Below are 13,753 nucleotides of genomic sequence, written 5' to 3' on the forward strand. Positions count from 1 at the left end.
GCACTGACGTCGCAGGGAAATCCAAGAGAGATCCGGACAGTATCGAGCCACTCTCATGTCAGGAGACACGTAGCTGACGGCGCGTAGCCCGCAGGGTCTGTGTGCGTGAGTAGGGCGGGCGGGGGAGTCGGGGGTGGCTCCGCCGCCCGCCCCTTGTGTCCGCCGTCTCCCGCTGCCCTTCTTCGTAAAGACCGGGAGTCGGCGGAGCGCGTCCCGCCGGGCGCGGGGAGGTCGGCGCCCGGCGGGGGATCGGGTTTACTCGCTGAGCAGTTGGTGGAGGAAGGCGGCGTTGGCCGCTAGGTCGTGGCCGAGGACCACGGTGTGGTGGGGCAGCTTGTCGAGGTGGTGGGCGACGCTCTGGCGGGCGTCGATGCTGCCGCTGCCGCCGGCTGGGGCGAGGCTGAGGATGTCGGGGTAGCGGTCCTCGGTCGCGCCGTGCATGAAGTCGGCGTCGCTTAGCGTGCGGCGGCAGCCTTCGACGGCCGGGGTGGCGTCCCGCCGCATCTGCGGGAACAGCACGGCCTGGGCGAGGCCGCTGGTGGCCAGCTTGAGGCCGAACCAGTCGGCGAACTGGTCGGGGTAGATCTGCACCTTGCGCTCACGCTTGCCGCCGGGCTCCCACACCGGTTCGCGCCTCCCGGCCAGAACAGCGTCGGTGACTTCCGGGTGCTGCGTGGGGTGGAGGGCCTCGCCGGCCTCAAGACGCTTGCGGGCGACGTCCTGCCAGCCCAGCGCGTTCAGCAGACCGAGGCCGATCGCGGCGGCCGACGGCCAGGGCAAGACCTGCAGCTGGCCCTTGTCGTCCGGCCGGACGAAGATCCGGTCGTTGGCCAACAGCTGCCAGCCCATATTCGCCAGGGCGAGCGCGGTGGTGGTCTTGCCCGCGCCCTTCTCGCCGAAGGTCAGCACGGTGCGGCAGTTGTCGGTCACGGCGGAGGCGTGCAGCAGCGTCCAGCCGTCCCGCAGGAGCAGACCCCGCATCGCATCCCGAGCGATCCGGGCTGCGGCCAACGCGACCGGCTCCCTCTCGGCACCGATCACGGACAGGCGGCCGGTGGCAGGCTCGTGCCGGTAGGCCAGCTGCTGCGTGGGGCTGACAGCAGTGATCGTGCCCTCGGCGTCGCGGGCCACGAGTGTGGCCGCCTTGGCGTAGGTGGTCTCCTCGTGCGGGCACGTCTCCACCAGGGCCTGGAGCGTGGCGTACTGGTCTTCGTCAACGTCGGCGAAGACCACCGGGCCGGCGCACACCGTGGCGGGCAGCACCTCGAAGGCATTCCACCACGAGCCGAAGTAGCGGCGCGCGTAGTCAGTGACCGCTTGGGTGTTGCTGACCATCGTGATGTTGACGTCCGCGGCATGCAGCCGCGTCGCGGTGAGGGTGTTCATGAGGCCCTTTCGCTGTCAGGAGATCCCAGTTCGGGCAGGGACCGCACGGCTTGGTAGGCGGTGCGGAGCTTGGTGTCGGCCGCGGTGAACTGCCGCTGCTCGGCCGCGTCGAGGGAGGGCAGGCACGCTACGGGCTCGCCCCGCGTGAAACGCAACGGAATTCCCAGCCAGCCGCCCCCGTACAGGGCGGACAGCTCCTCGATCCCGTCGTCCACCGCGAGCGTCCTGCGCAGGGCGGAGAGCACGGCGCCAGCAGGCCCGGAGCGAGTGCGGCCGATGCCCGCACTGATGCGCCCGGCCCTGGTGGCGAGCTCGTCACAAAGCTGCTGCAGCGGCAGCGGCACCCGCTGGTCGTTGACCGTGGTGGCCGACGCGCACACCACGGCGGCGTCACCGTGCTCGCCGATCACGTGCCCGGACACCGCCGTGGCAGGAACGTGCAGATGGCGGGCGAGCGCGGCCCGGTAGCGGGCGCTGTCCAGGTTCGAGCCCACGCCGAACACACGCTCACAGCCAGAGAGTTCGGCGAACAGCCTGCTCATCACGTCGACCGGGTTGGTCACCACGAGCACGGTCCCGGTGTACCCGTGCAGTGTGGCGGCCAGCTGGCCGATGACCGGAGCGTTCGCGACCGCGCCGCCCATGCGGACATCGATGCTGTGGGTGTTGGTGAAGGACGCCCGCACGGCGATGACCACCGCCTGGCAGTCGCCCAGGTCAGCCACCCGGCCCACGTGGGGGCGCACGGGTGACGCGGTGGCCTGCTGCATGTCGTCGATGTCCGCAGTCAGAGCACTGGCCTGTTCCGGAGTGCGGCTGGCGATCAGCAGATGGCGGCAGAGGCCAGCCGTGCACAGCGTGGCGGCCACGGTCTGGCCGACCGCACCGGCCCCGATGACGCCGACCGTGTCCACGGCGGGTGTCCGGGTCATTCGGCCACCGCCTTTGCCTGGGCCAGGGCGGTGTCCCACACGCGGTGAACGTCCACAGCGCCGCTCAGAGCGGTGCTGATGCGATCGGTCATGGTGCACACCGTCACGGCCCGCTCCACCAGCGGGCGCCCGCGCGGTGGCAGCGGCAGCACCGCCGGGGCCGACAGGAAGGTGGTGAGGATGTTGACGGTGTCCATCAGCCACACGATCAGCAGCTCACGCAGCCACGAGCGGGCCGCCTTGGGCGCCATCGGCCGCATCCGCTGCTCAGCGAACGCCCCCAGCCCCTGCACGATCTCCTTGGCCACGGCGGCGTCGGGGCGGGCGGAGGCGAGCAGGAGAACGGTGCGGCTGGTCAGCTTGGCGGCGTCCACCGAGGCCCTCGCCCTCAACAGGCCGGGATCGATGAGGACCGGCCGTCCGCCCGGCCCGTCGGGAAACACCAGGTGCTCGGGCTTGAGATCGCCGTACGTCAGCACAGCCTGATCCGGCGCGAGCGCGGTCGGCCGCATCCGGTGCAGCCGGGCGACCACCGCCCGCAGGAGCGCGGTCACCTCGGCACGGTTGGCCTCGGCGCACCGCTCCGTGCCCAGGCGGCTGAGGTACGTCTGGCCGCTGATGCCGTTGAACTTCCGCTGGAACGTCGCCGCCACACTCCGCTCGGAGATCGCCTCAGCCGGGGCGAGGCGCTGGGCAGTGCGTGAGCGGTGCAGCCGGTGCAGGTCGGCGAAGACGGACCCGAACAACCCGGCCGTGCTTGCCGGGTCACGTAACAGCAGGGCGGCCAGCGTCGGCCCAGGCACCGGCGCGGTGAACAGCACCCCGCGCGCAAGGCCCATGACCTCGCACGCCCGGGGCCTGCCCAGGTCGGCCAGCAACCGCAGCTGCGCGGCCTCCCGCACCAGCAGCGCATCCGGCCGCTGCACGTACAAGTCCTGGGCGCGCTGCACCTCGGCCCAGTCACCGGCAACGCCGCGCAGGATCGACACCAGCGACATCCCCAGGAAGGAGTGCTTGGCGTACAGCTCCCGGCCGCCCACCCGGATGCGGTGCACATAGCCGGTAACGCTCGGGATGTGGGAGGACAGCTCCACGAGGGCGCCGGGCCACAGCTCGGCGGCGGCCGAGCGGATCTCGTCCTGGGCGAAGGCGAAGACCTCGGCCACGCCTGGCACCGGCCCTGGGGAGGTATGTGCTGCGGCTGTGCTCACGAATGACTCCTTCGCACTCGGCAGGCCGCGTCAGCGGCGTGCGGGCAGATGGGTGTTCTGCGAAGCCGTCAGGGCCGCCCGCAGCGCGGCGGGCTGGGACCACTCCAGCGCGCACGGCGGCAGCGCCCGGCCGGTACGGTGGGCAAGCGGCAGGAAGCCGACGGGCCGCGCACTCCAGACCAGCCGCAGCTGCTCGTGCCGCAGCGCGATGGCGAACGGCTCGCCGCGCTCCAGCGCGGCAGCAGTGGGATTCGAACCGAACAGCAGCCACTCGTGGACCGGCTCCGCCTCGGCCGTGTCGACCACGGAAACCAACATGCGCACCGCGATGCGGACCCAGCGCACCGTATCGCCGGCGGTGTAGGCGTCGAAGGAACCGACCAGTACCGTGCTGTCCGATTCCGCCGAGGTCAGCAGGCACTCACACCAAAACCCCGGCCGCGCATCGGCGGCGGTCAGTGGTCCGTTGCCACGGGGAGACGCCGTCATGCCGCACGCCCCGCGGGTGCGGGAAGCGACGCCCACACCGTCTTGCCGCCGCCGTCGCGATATCTCCAGCCCCACTCGGCGGCCAGGGCCTGCACCAGGAACAGGCCGCGGCCCTCCTCGACCTCCGCGCCTACCCGGCGCGGTACCGGCCGCTGTATGGAGCTGTCATCGACCTCCAGCAGCGCCTGGCCCTCCTCCAGCCGCAACCGCACGGTGGCCTCATCGCCGGCGTGCTTGAGCGCGTTGGAGGCCAGCTCGGATGCCACCACCGCCATGTCGTCGGCGATGGCGCCTGCACCCCAGGACGCCAGCGTCGTCCGCACCGAGTGCCGCACCTCGGCGACCAGCGCCCTGTCCGCAGCGATGCTTATCTCCAGGGCCCGGACCGTGGCGGAGGAGGAACCGGCCTCTGTCAGGCCCGGATCGGTATGGGTAGTCGGACGCATGACGCTGCATCACCCCGAGGCACGTCGGCGGGAACGGGCGACACTGCGAACTAAGTTCGCTAGTGAAGCGGAGCCCCAACTGTTGCGCCGTCGCAGCACGCAAGGCCATCCCGTCCAGCCGCCAACATGCGGCCGCGATCTCCCGGTTCAACCGGGAAAGAACACACGCGTGTTGACGCGCCCCACGCCGCGCTACCGTGCTGAATAAGGTGCGATCCACACACGGCCGAGAGGGGGCTGGGTGTCAGCAAGACCCCGTAGCCGCAGGCAGGAACAGGTGCAGTTCGCCACCGAGCTGCGGGCAGCTGGCAGGACCTGGCCCGAGGCAGCCGCCGCCGTCCGGCACCGCTACCGGGTCAACGCCCGCGTGGCGCCCCGGCTGGCCCGAGGCCTGAGCCAGCGCCAGGTTGCCGAACTGTGGAACCAGCGGTGGCCGGACGACCCCAAGACCTTCAAGAACATCTCCACCTGGGAACTCTGGCCCGCCAGCACCGGACACGCCCCCTCGCTCGACACCCTGGACCGGCTCGCCCAGCTCTACGAATGCTCCGTGGCCGACCTGCTCGCCGACCTTCCCACCCACGGCCACCCGCCGCCACACCCGTCACCGGCCCCAGCAAGCCCCGCCCCCGCAGTCGGCGCCGACCTCCTAAACGGGCGGGCCGCCGAACCGCTCTTACTCACCCCGCAGCTGGCCAGCACCCTGGTCCACCGGCTGCACGACGTACGTTTCGAGGAACTGGCACAGGCGCTGATCATGTGGGTACAGCAGGCCAACCCCGGGCTCAACCGCCGCGAACTGCTCCTGAAGATCAGCACCGCGCTCACTGTGGCCGCCGCGGCGCCCCTGCTGGACATCGCCGACGCCGACGAACGCGACCGCGTCGTCGCCGTCCTCGACGATCCGGGCCGCCTGGACCTGGCCACCATCACCCACGCTGAACGCGTCCTGCAGCACTACCGCCGCCAGGGCGACGTCCTCGGCCCGCAGATCGCCCTGCAGACCGCCCTCGCCCAACGCCAAGTCATCGCCGACCTCATAGCCGGCGCCCCTGAAGACCTCCGTCCCCGAGTGCTGACCGTGTACGCCGAGCTCAGCCAGATGGTCGGCTGGCAGCTGTACAACCTCGGCGACTACCGGGCCGCCCAGTACTACTACGACGACGCCCGCACCGCCGCCCACGACGCGGAGAACACCGAGCTCGTCACCTACGTCCTGTGCACCATGAGCCAGCTGGCCACCTGGCAGAACAAGCCCCGCGTCGGCATCGACCATGCCATCGCCGCCCAGGCCTGGGCCGCCCAGACCGACAGCCCGGCCGCCCTCGGCTACGCCGCCGACGTCGCCGCCCGCGCCTTCGCCGCCGCCCAGCAGCACGACAAGGCCCAACGCGCCCTCGAACAGGAACACGCCGCCGTACGCGATATGGCCGCCAGCCCGCCCCTCGCCTCCTGGTGGTACTTCTACGACGAGTCCTTCTACTGGGGCACCAGCGCCGAATGCGCCCTCGTCCTCGGCACCCCCGAGAAGGCCCTGGCCGCCGCCCGCACCTCACTGCCCATGATCGACCCCACCAACGTGCACAACTACGCCCACACCCTCGCCCTGCAGAGCCAGGCCCACCTCCAGCAGGGCGACATCCCCGAGGCCAGCACCATCGTCGGCGACATCGCCCGCATCTCCGGCATCAACCGCTCCCCACGCATCACCCAGCGCATCGCCGACCTCCGCACCGCCCTCACCCCCTGGCAGCGCAGCCGGGCCGTCCGCACACTCGATGACCTGCTGGCCAGCTACCGGCTGACCGGTAGCTCCAGCACGAACAAGTCGTAGGCCGAGTAGTAGTCGCCCTCGTCCCCGGGAATCCGGCCCACCCGCCGCCACCCCCAGGACTCATACACGGGCTGCGCCGCAGCGTCCGGGCCCGTCGCCAGCGTCGCCCGCTCCTCGGCCCGCGCGCCCAGCGCTGCGTCATGCAGCGCCCGGCCGACCCCCTTGCCTTGCCAGGCGCGCCGTACCTCGATCTCCGACAGCACCCACGTTCGCGCCCCCGTCTCCTCTAGGAACTCCGACGACGGTTCCGGCTGCACCCCACCCCACCAGTGCGTATCCCCGGCCGGAAGGGTGTAGCCGAAAACGAACCCAACCAGCTGGCCCCCGTCCCGGGCCGCCACCAGAGCGAAGCCGGGCCGCATGAACTGCTTCTCCGCCCTGCGGCGAAACGCGACCGCCTTCTCGCCACCCGACTCCACGCCATACGCGTCCGCATACACGTCACACAACTCCTCCGCGAGCACAGCGGCTTGCTCACCGTCGTGGCGCGACACAGTCACGTCTTCGATCGTCATGCGGTCAGGCTAGGACGCCCCCGTCGCGAGGGGCCAGAGCCTGATTCACGCGGGGCTCAGGGGGCGCCCCTATGTCTTTGGCCAAGGCGGTGGGGCAGGGTGGCGGCATGACGATCTGGTTCCGGACCTACTACGAGGACGAAGATCGGCGGTTGTATTTCGAGGCCGATGCTCGCCGCCGTGCGCGCCAGCGACACCCTCGTGGTGCCCAAGCTCGACCGCCTCGCCCGCTCAACGCCCGACGCCCGCGACATCGGCGACTCCCTCGTTGCCCGCGGCGTAACGTTCTCTCTCGGCGGCAGCCACTACGACCCGGCCGACCCCATGGTGCATGATGTTCTTCAACACCCTGGCCACCTTTGCCAGTTCGAGGTCGACCTCGTGCGCCTGCGCCCTGGGAAGGCATGGCCGTCGCTGGGGCGAAGGGCAAGCAGCCCAAGCTGACGGGCTGGCAGCAGGTCCATCTGGTCGAGTCGCACTCCATCGCCGACCCCGCCGAGCTATTCTCCGTGTCGAGAGCGACGGTGCACCGCGTTCTGGAGCGGGCCCGACCGTCCAGGGACGGGCATAGCTGACGCGTTACGGTAGCGACCGTTCAATCACCTGGCAGGGGAGCCTCCCACGGCTCGGCGATCCATCCTTTCGGCTCCCACCCATACCGTCTCAGCCTTCTCGCCTCGTCCACGCGCCCGGCCGCGTGCAGCAGATCGGTGACCAGAGTCAGGGAGCCAGTGTTACCAGCTTCAGCATGGGTTCTCAGTCGCTCCAAGGCCTCGGCTATCCGTGTGGGCCTCTGCAGTAGCCAGGCGTAGTCGTCCCGCAGCATCAGGGGAGCCCACTGCGTGGTGACCCTCGCGCCGTCGACGACGTTGCGTTGGACCCAGGCATCGGCGTCCTCAATCTGCTGCATCCTCTCCAACAGAGCATTCATCCCCAAGGGGGCGGAATCGCTCGCCTCGGAAACAAGGCGATGGCATGTCAATGCCTCGTCTGTCATACGGCGTCTGGTCAGCAGCAGGACTGCCCATCCCAGAGCGAGAAGGTCACCAGCTTCGGCGCCGCGCTGGTACCAAGGGATCGCTTCTTCCTCCCGGTCGGCCATGCGCAGGATGTCGGCCGCCGGTCTCAGAGCTCGGGTGTCGCCGGCCTCGACGGCGCCCTGGTACAGGCGCATGGCGATGCGGAGAAGACCACGGGCGTGGGCTGCGCGGGCGAGTGATGCATGGCCCGACGGAGTGCCGTGGTCAATCAGGACGTCCCATGTATGAGCCGGAACCGGAACGACGAGCGCGTCACGGGCTCCGGGAACCGGAGGAACGGTGCTGCTGTGCCGGCCGTGTTGTTCGAGGTAGTCGGCGAGACGGTAGTGGGGTTGCGCGAAGGCGGGTTGGCCGCGTCGAGGCCGGATACGGGTCAGCGGGCCGCGAGTGCCGCGCACCGGGCAGGCGACATAGGCGAGGGCCTGTTCGAGCCAGTCGCACTCCAACAGGTCCCACTGCGTGTCGGTGAGATAGCCCTCGGCGGCGGTCTCCAGCAGAGCCAGGGGCAGGGCGAGGCCGTGACCAAGGCTACGAACGTCCATCGCAGCCTCGATCAACGCCTTGGCGCCCGGGGGTGCGTTGTTGTAGCGCTCGATCAGGGCGGGGACGCCGGCCAAGTACTGGGTGACCTGTCCCTGCTCCGCGTGCTGAAGAGCTTCGGCCAGACGAGGGTCGCTGGTGGTGGCCTGTGCAGTCGTGAGTTCCTCAACGGTGAAGGCCTCGGGGACGGTGATGCTCTTGTTCGTGACCAGCTGGCGGGCCTGCACGTACGGGTCTGGTGGTACGGGCCCCGTCCTGGGGACATTGGTGAGCGTGTCCCAGTGCTCGGGCCAGGTAGTGCCCAGGATCAGCACCGGGCCGCGTTCGGGGTCGTTCAGCAGCTCACGGAGGCCGGAGGCGACCTGCGCGCTGTAGTCACGGTCAAGGAGGTAGTGCTGGGCATCGTTGAGCCACACCACAGTCCGCGGTGCCACCAGGTCCAGGTTCCTGATCACAGCTGTCGGCTGATCGGGCTCGATCGGATGCCACAACCGCCATCCGTCCGGCAGGTTCTTGACCGCTTCCCAGCAGGCCCGGGTCTTGCCCGTGGAAGACCCGCCGACCAGTACCACGATGCCGCCCTGCCCGTTCGCGGCGGCGGCCACCAGCGAACCCAGCCGAGTGTCGAACTTCCGTCTGACGTAGGCGGGTAACGCGCTGATCCTGCCAAATTCAGAGCCGCCGTCGAGGGCTGGGTGCACCTCCAGGTCGTTCAGAACGAGCCGATCGTCGAACTCGGCAATCGGTCGGCCGACGTAGCGGTTTTCCGCCCGGAAACCAGGTGGCAAGGCGGCGACGGACTGAGCCGCCCTGGCCTGTTCCCACCGCCTCTTCCACAGTTCCTTCGTGCTCACCCACTGTCCTGTCGCTTTGGCGCGGTCCAGTCCGGTGAGGGTGTCGGGTCGAGGTAGCCCGGACCATTCCAGCAGGACCTCGACCAGGGTCCACAGGGTCTTGAAGTCCTTGGCCGGGGTGCCCTTTTCGAACCAGCCGCCGACGGTAGTAGGTGAGGGGGCCTGCTGGAGCCGACGGCTGGCTTCGGCGATGGCGTCCGTGCGGTCCCGGCCCTGAAGCGCGCTGGCCTCCAGCTTGCGCAGCTCCGAACGCAAGATCTCTCGTTCGGTACTCAGATCCGTGCTCTCGATCACCGCACACCCTCCCCGGTCCCGCGGATCTGTCGGATCCGTCCGATGGTCGGCTCAACACCCCCGTGAACTGGGCCTTTGATGCTGGTATCCGCCCGGTCCGGTAAAGCTTCAGCGCTGCGGGGCGGTCGGCTGTGATGTTTCTCGTGCGGCCCATCCGGTGGCTGCACGAAGGGAGGGAATGCCATGAACATCGCCGCCTGGGCCACCCTGGTGCCCGTCGCCGTCACGCTCGTCGCCGCTGCCGCGGCTGTGCTGATCGTCATCGTCGTGGTGAAGGGCACCGCCTCGCGTGACCGCGCCACAGTGCTGAAGGCTGTCGCCGAAGTGATCCGGGCCGTACGCGGCAGCCGTAGGTGACCGCCCATCAGCCCCGTCACCGGGCGCCCCCTCCAGGTGAGGCGCCGGTGGCGAACCTCGCCGCACCCCGCTTGCCCGCCCCGAGCTCCAACTCGTCATCGAGCACCGTCCAGTGCTCAACTAGCTCATGCATCCCCACCGACAGTCGCCCCACGAACAGGCATCCTGCCGGACAGCCCAGGTCAGCGCCGCCAAAAGCGACAAATGATCAACGGCATTTGTGCGGCTCGTGACAGTTCGTTAACGACACCCGTGGGCCCGCTGCCGGATCGCCCAGGGCGGCAAACGCAGAGGGGAAGAAGGACCGCTCCAGGCACAGCCGGCCCGCAGCCAGTACGCCAACGCGTTCAGGCCATGGCGCACCGGGACGGCTACAACCTGTACGAGGGGAAGGAAACCCTTGCCCTGGCGAACATGCTGCACCTGGCCGGCCCGGTCATGGGGGATGCGGACGCCTACGACCGGATGCTCCACGCGTTCGTGAGCTGGATCCGACAGAAGGCCACCACCGACGAGCTGTACTCGGCTGTGACCGCCCTCAAGTCCTCTGTGCAGAAGCAGCAGTTCGCCGATTACCTGGAGATTCTGGAATACTGCCGGCCCGTCGCTGACGAGCACGCAGCGGAGAACGCATCCAAGGGACATCGGGACGAACTGGATCCGGCGATCCCAAGCCTGTACTGCCTCGCTACCACGTTCGGTCAGCCCCTGGGCAAGTTCCGCCTGGTGCACGACGTATCGAAAGTCATCGACCGCAACACCACCGGACTGCACACCGTGCACCTCCTCCCCAATCCCGCACGGTCGGACGAGTTCATGAAACCCTTCATGGGCGCCATCGAGTTCGCGGACAGCAAGGACCACCCGCAGCTCCAGGTGGCGGACTGGGCCGCTGGCGCGACGCGCCATTGGGCGCAGCAGATGGTAGGTGGCGGCGGGGACCAGTTCTCACGTGAGCTGGAGCCGGTTGCCCGGCCCTGGCTCATCGACTGCATTTGGCCGGCACCCGTGGAGGGCTGAGGGTCATGATGGCGCATAGGGGCGCCTACGTTCGGCGCGTCAGGGGCAGGACTCCTCGGCCGACCGGCGCCTCCCGGTACAGGCGCAGCTTCGGCAGCGGTACGGGCGCCGGGGGAGGGAGCCGGTAGCGCCCGACTACTCCTTGCCGTCGGGCTCCTTCGGCAAGTCGCGGACAGCCTCCGCAATTTGGTCGTTCAGCTCGCGTGACGCTGGGCTGTTGTCGAGGACGCTGCGAATCGCGTCCTCGAGCGGCGACAGGTCCGGGCCGAGCTGATCCGAGATGCGAGCCAGGGTGACCTGCATCGCCGGAGTGTTCATCAACGCGGCAAGGTGCGCTCTACCCATGCGCGTCAGGCGCTCCTCAGTCGTCTCCGGGAGCGCCGGCACGTTGGGGACGTCCTCAGCCGAGATCGGGCCCGGCCGCCGGAAGTCGAGGACTGTCATGGCCTGGTCCGCCGCCGTGCTCAGCAGGACCCGCGTCTCCCAGGCGTAGGCCCGCTCCACCACCTCGCCGCGGACCACCCTGTCGTCCCTGAGCAGCCACCGCACCCAGGCCGTGAAGTAGTGGTGGCCGCCGACCTCGCGGCCGCTCACCTCCAGCACCTTGTCTAGCGCCACCGCCGTTGGCGACCAGTTGGGGGCGCCCCCATGCAGCATCCGCGTGTCGCCGTTTACGGCCGAGGGCCTCGGTGTGCCGCTGATGATCCGGTAGCGCCGTGCCGCGGTCCTCGTCGCGGCTAGGACCGTAGCGTGGCCCTCCTCGGTGTCCAGCAGCTCCCGAACATCCTCGGTGCTGGCCTCCACCTCCGTGGCGAACTGGGTGACGACACCGTCGAGCGACGTGAACAGGTGGAACCGGTGCTCCATGCCGGCGATGTCCTTCTGCATCTCCGGCAGGAACTTCCCGTCCTCGGACATGTCCGAGTCGTTGCTGACGAAGTACACGGTCTCGTCCTCGTGGGCCCTCGCGTACTCGACCGCCGTCAGCCAGATCGCGGCGTCCCGGGCCCCGGTCTTGTAGGTACCGCTGTTGACCGTCTTGCACGGGGCGATCTGGTTCGTCTCCCGGAACATGGCCTGCTGGTACGCGGTGTGGGACGTCTCCAGGACTTCCGTGATGGACGAGTACCGCTCCCGCCAATGCCTACGCACGTGCTCGGCCGGCCACCGCTTGGGGTGGTTGACGTGCTCCCAGGGGGTGGCCTTCCGGAGGGCGTCCACCGCGTCCATGGCCGCCTGGTGCTTTTCCGCGTAGGACAGGGCCTGCTGCGCAGCGATCTCCTCCACCGCGATCCACGGTGTGGCCACGCGCTCCACGCCTGCGGCCCGGATGGCACGGAGTACGTCCGCGACGGGACCCCGCAGAGAGGTCCCCTTGATGATGTTCGCGTCCAGGATGATCAATGCGGGGCGCTCCGTGTTCCTCGGCTCCGAGTCGTACGGGCTCACTCTCTCAACTTCTGATCACTGGGGGAGGGGGAATTCCGGCACCAGCGCTTTGAAGGTAGGACAGCCCTTAGGCGGTCACCGTCCACGGGAAGTTCGGCAGGTTCGCTGCGAACCACCCGTCAGCCAGCTCCAGCACCCGGTCAATATGTGCGGCATCGAAATACTCGGAGCCAATCACCGGTCGGATGCCCTGGCTGGCCAGGCAGTCCAGGACATGCCGCTCGAGATCGTGAGCTGCGCCGACGGGCAGGTCGGTTATGAGTCTGCGGACTTGACCCAGACCGTGCTGGCTGCGGTGGGTATCAAGCCGCCCTCGTCCGTCACCCGAGGAGATTCCGGGCTTCACCGTGGCCCCGTCGGTCACCACGTAGTACACGGTTGGTTCGGGGCGAACGCCCACTCCGCTGCATCGGGCGCACAGCAACTCGCGCTTCAACCCGGTGTTGATGCCCACCGAGGTCAGGTGCCCGGCAACGCAGCACAGGCGCACAGTTTGGGCAATGCGGTCCGACATGACGTCCAGGATCATCACGCTCTGCTCGCGGGCGCGGTGCTTGAACTCAACGAGCTTGGGCGTCTGGGAGATGCCGCGACACGTAACGCAGGGGTCGCCGGCGCCGTCGAAACCCGTAGTGAATCCGTAGGTAATCCCCGGCACGCGCCCGGGGGTACGTGGATTCATCGCGGTGATGGTGAACTCATGCCCGTGCAGGCAGCGAACGTCTTTCGCCGGATACTCGTTAGGGGATGCGGCGTCGGCCAGGATTCGGAGATCGGTCTCTATGGCGTAGGCAGCGAACGATGCACGGGCGGCTTCCTCCCACCGCTTCCGAGCGCAGTGCTGGCACTCCTCCAGTGCCATGGGGAAGGCCCCCAGGGACGTCATTCCCGTCGCCATGAGGAACGCGCCCCCCGCGGGTGCCGGGACGATCGTGCTGCCGAGCTTGGGGTGCAGCGCGGTCACGGGGGTTACCTGAGTCGAATGTCCCGCGTCGCAGGACAGCGCCACATGGTCCAGGATGCCGCTCAGCTTGCTCCGGACCGTCCAGCCCAGTTCGTAGGCACGCGTGGCGAAGAGCGCCATGACGGCGGCCTCGGCACGGGCAAGCAGCCGGGCAGAGCGCAGCGCGTCTTCCGGCGAAGGCGCGGTGGTCCGTGTGTCGTCACTCATGTCGTCCCCCATCTCAACAGGCGTGCCGGCTGAAGCGCTTGGGCGAGGTTGAGGGTCGCATGGCGCACTGACAGCGGGCGTAGGTGCTCGCCCGGTTGGTGAACGCGGCCGACGCACGGACCGCGTGGAGGGGGATGCGAGAAATCTAAGAGTGCGAGAAATCATCAGCTGCGAGAAAGCTCGCGCGCTTCCGGGCTAACGCGGACAACGGTCGA

The 13,753-nt window shown here is 69.1% G+C and carries 13 protein-coding genes; 4 read left to right on the forward strand and 9 right to left on the reverse strand.

The features are described 5' to 3' along the window. Positions 1-255 precede the first annotated feature (255 nt). From STRCI_RS29100 to STRCI_RS29120, 5 genes are read right to left on the reverse strand one after another with little or no spacing between them, the layout of a single operon-like run. Positions 256-1,386, reverse strand: a complete 1,131-nt coding sequence (locus STRCI_RS29100) for a phosphoenolpyruvate carboxykinase (ATP) (RefSeq protein ID WP_269661913.1) — start codon at positions 1,384-1,386, stop codon at positions 256-258. Beyond that, positions 1,383-2,318 carry a lactate/malate family dehydrogenase gene (locus STRCI_RS29105; RefSeq protein ID WP_269661914.1) on the reverse strand — a complete coding sequence of 312 codons (936 nt, stop codon included), beginning with the start codon at positions 2,316-2,318 and terminating at the stop codon, positions 1,383-1,385. The genes STRCI_RS29100 and STRCI_RS29105 overlap by 4 nt, the downstream gene beginning before the upstream one ends. Next, complete coding sequence (locus tag STRCI_RS29110) at positions 2,315-3,529, reverse strand: phosphotransferase family protein (protein ID WP_269661915.1); 1,215 nt, start codon at positions 3,527-3,529, stop codon at positions 2,315-2,317. The genes STRCI_RS29105 and STRCI_RS29110 overlap by 4 nt, the downstream gene beginning before the upstream one ends. A gap of 30 nt (positions 3,530-3,559) precedes the next feature. Further along, on the reverse strand, positions 3,560-4,018 hold the full coding sequence (locus tag STRCI_RS29115; RefSeq protein WP_269661916.1) for a hypothetical protein: 459 nt from the start codon (positions 4,016-4,018) through the stop codon (positions 3,560-3,562). After that, a complete protein-coding gene (locus STRCI_RS29120) occupies positions 4,015-4,464 on the reverse strand; it encodes an ATP-binding protein (RefSeq protein WP_269661917.1) in 450 nt (149 codons plus the stop codon). The genes STRCI_RS29115 and STRCI_RS29120 overlap by 4 nt, the downstream gene beginning before the upstream one ends. Before the next feature lie 241 nt (positions 4,465-4,705). On the opposite strand from STRCI_RS29120, the gene STRCI_RS29125 reads away from it, so the two are divergent. Continuing rightward, on the forward strand, positions 4,706-6,298 hold the full coding sequence (locus STRCI_RS29125) for a helix-turn-helix domain-containing protein (protein ID WP_269661918.1): 1,593 nt from the start codon (positions 4,706-4,708) through the stop codon (positions 6,296-6,298). On the opposite strand, the gene STRCI_RS29130 is transcribed toward STRCI_RS29125, so the two are convergent. Continuing rightward, entirely contained in the window at positions 6,259-6,813 is a 555-nt protein-coding gene (locus STRCI_RS29130; protein ID WP_269661919.1) for a GNAT family N-acetyltransferase, read from the reverse strand. The two genes, STRCI_RS29125 and STRCI_RS29130, sit on opposite strands and share 40 nt — an antisense overlap. A gap of 168 nt (positions 6,814-6,981) precedes the next feature. Between STRCI_RS29130 and STRCI_RS29135 the strand changes: the two genes are divergently transcribed. Continuing rightward, complete coding sequence (locus STRCI_RS29135) at positions 6,982-7,257, forward strand: recombinase family protein (RefSeq protein ID WP_269661920.1); 276 nt, start codon at positions 6,982-6,984, stop codon at positions 7,255-7,257. Between the two features lie 151 nt (positions 7,258-7,408). Here STRCI_RS29135 and STRCI_RS29140 read toward each other — a convergent pair whose 3' ends face one another. Then, a complete protein-coding gene (locus STRCI_RS29140; RefSeq protein WP_269661921.1) occupies positions 7,409-9,541 on the reverse strand; it encodes a hypothetical protein in 2,133 nt (710 codons plus the stop codon). Between the two features lie 183 nt (positions 9,542-9,724). On the opposite strand from STRCI_RS29140, the gene STRCI_RS29145 reads away from it, so the two are divergent. Together STRCI_RS29145 and STRCI_RS29150 are read left to right on the forward strand one after the other, a co-directional pair. Beyond that, complete coding sequence (locus STRCI_RS29145) at positions 9,725-9,898, forward strand: hypothetical protein (protein WP_269661922.1); 174 nt, start codon at positions 9,725-9,727, stop codon at positions 9,896-9,898. Positions 9,899-10,252: 354 nt separating this feature from the next. Then, positions 10,253-10,918, forward strand: a complete 666-nt coding sequence (locus STRCI_RS29150; protein ID WP_269661923.1) for a DUF3800 domain-containing protein — start codon at positions 10,253-10,255, stop codon at positions 10,916-10,918. 135 nt (positions 10,919-11,053) lie between these two features. Here STRCI_RS29150 and STRCI_RS29155 read toward each other — a convergent pair whose 3' ends face one another. Together STRCI_RS29155 and STRCI_RS29160 are read right to left on the reverse strand one after the other, a co-directional pair. Next, positions 11,054-12,367 (reverse strand): PIN domain-containing protein, encoded by a 1,314-nt coding sequence (locus STRCI_RS29155; RefSeq protein ID WP_269661924.1) that lies wholly within the window; start codon positions 12,365-12,367, stop codon positions 11,054-11,056. Between the two features lie 67 nt (positions 12,368-12,434). Continuing rightward, a complete protein-coding gene (locus STRCI_RS29160; RefSeq protein ID WP_269661925.1) occupies positions 12,435-13,538 on the reverse strand; it encodes a hypothetical protein in 1,104 nt (367 codons plus the stop codon). Positions 13,539-13,753 lie beyond the last annotated feature (215 nt).

Source organism: Streptomyces cinnabarinus, from assembly GCF_027270315.1.
Lineage (GTDB): Bacteria > Actinomycetota > Actinomycetes > Streptomycetales > Streptomycetaceae > Streptomyces > Streptomyces cinnabarinus.

What these genes read in the sequence shown, in the direction of transcription:
- STRCI_RS29100 (WP_269661913.1), bottom strand. Translation starts at nt 1,386, where the DNA reads ATGAACACCCTCACCGCGACGCGGCTGCATGCCGCGGACGTCAACATC.
- STRCI_RS29105 (WP_269661914.1), bottom strand. Translation starts at nt 2,318, where the DNA reads ATGACCCGGACACCCGCCGTGGACACGGTCGGCGTCATCGGGGCCGGT.
- STRCI_RS29115 (WP_269661916.1), bottom strand. Translation starts at nt 4,018, where the DNA reads ATGACGGCGTCTCCCCGTGGCAACGGACCACTGACCGCCGCCGATGCG.
- STRCI_RS29120 (WP_269661917.1), bottom strand. Translation starts at nt 4,464, where the DNA reads ATGCGTCCGACTACCCATACCGATCCGGGCCTGACAGAGGCCGGTTCC.
- STRCI_RS29130 (WP_269661919.1), bottom strand. Translation starts at nt 6,813, where the DNA reads ATGACGATCGAAGACGTGACTGTGTCGCGCCACGACGGTGAGCAAGCC.
- STRCI_RS29135 (WP_269661920.1), top strand. Translation starts at nt 6,982, where the DNA reads ATGCTCGCCGCCGTGCGCGCCAGCGACACCCTCGTGGTGCCCAAGCTC.
- STRCI_RS29145 (WP_269661922.1), top strand. Translation starts at nt 9,725, where the DNA reads ATGAACATCGCCGCCTGGGCCACCCTGGTGCCCGTCGCCGTCACGCTC.
- STRCI_RS29150 (WP_269661923.1), top strand. Translation starts at nt 10,253, where the DNA reads ATGGCGCACCGGGACGGCTACAACCTGTACGAGGGGAAGGAAACCCTT.
- STRCI_RS29160 (WP_269661925.1), bottom strand. Translation starts at nt 13,538, where the DNA reads ATGAGTGACGACACACGGACCACCGCGCCTTCGCCGGAAGACGCGCTG.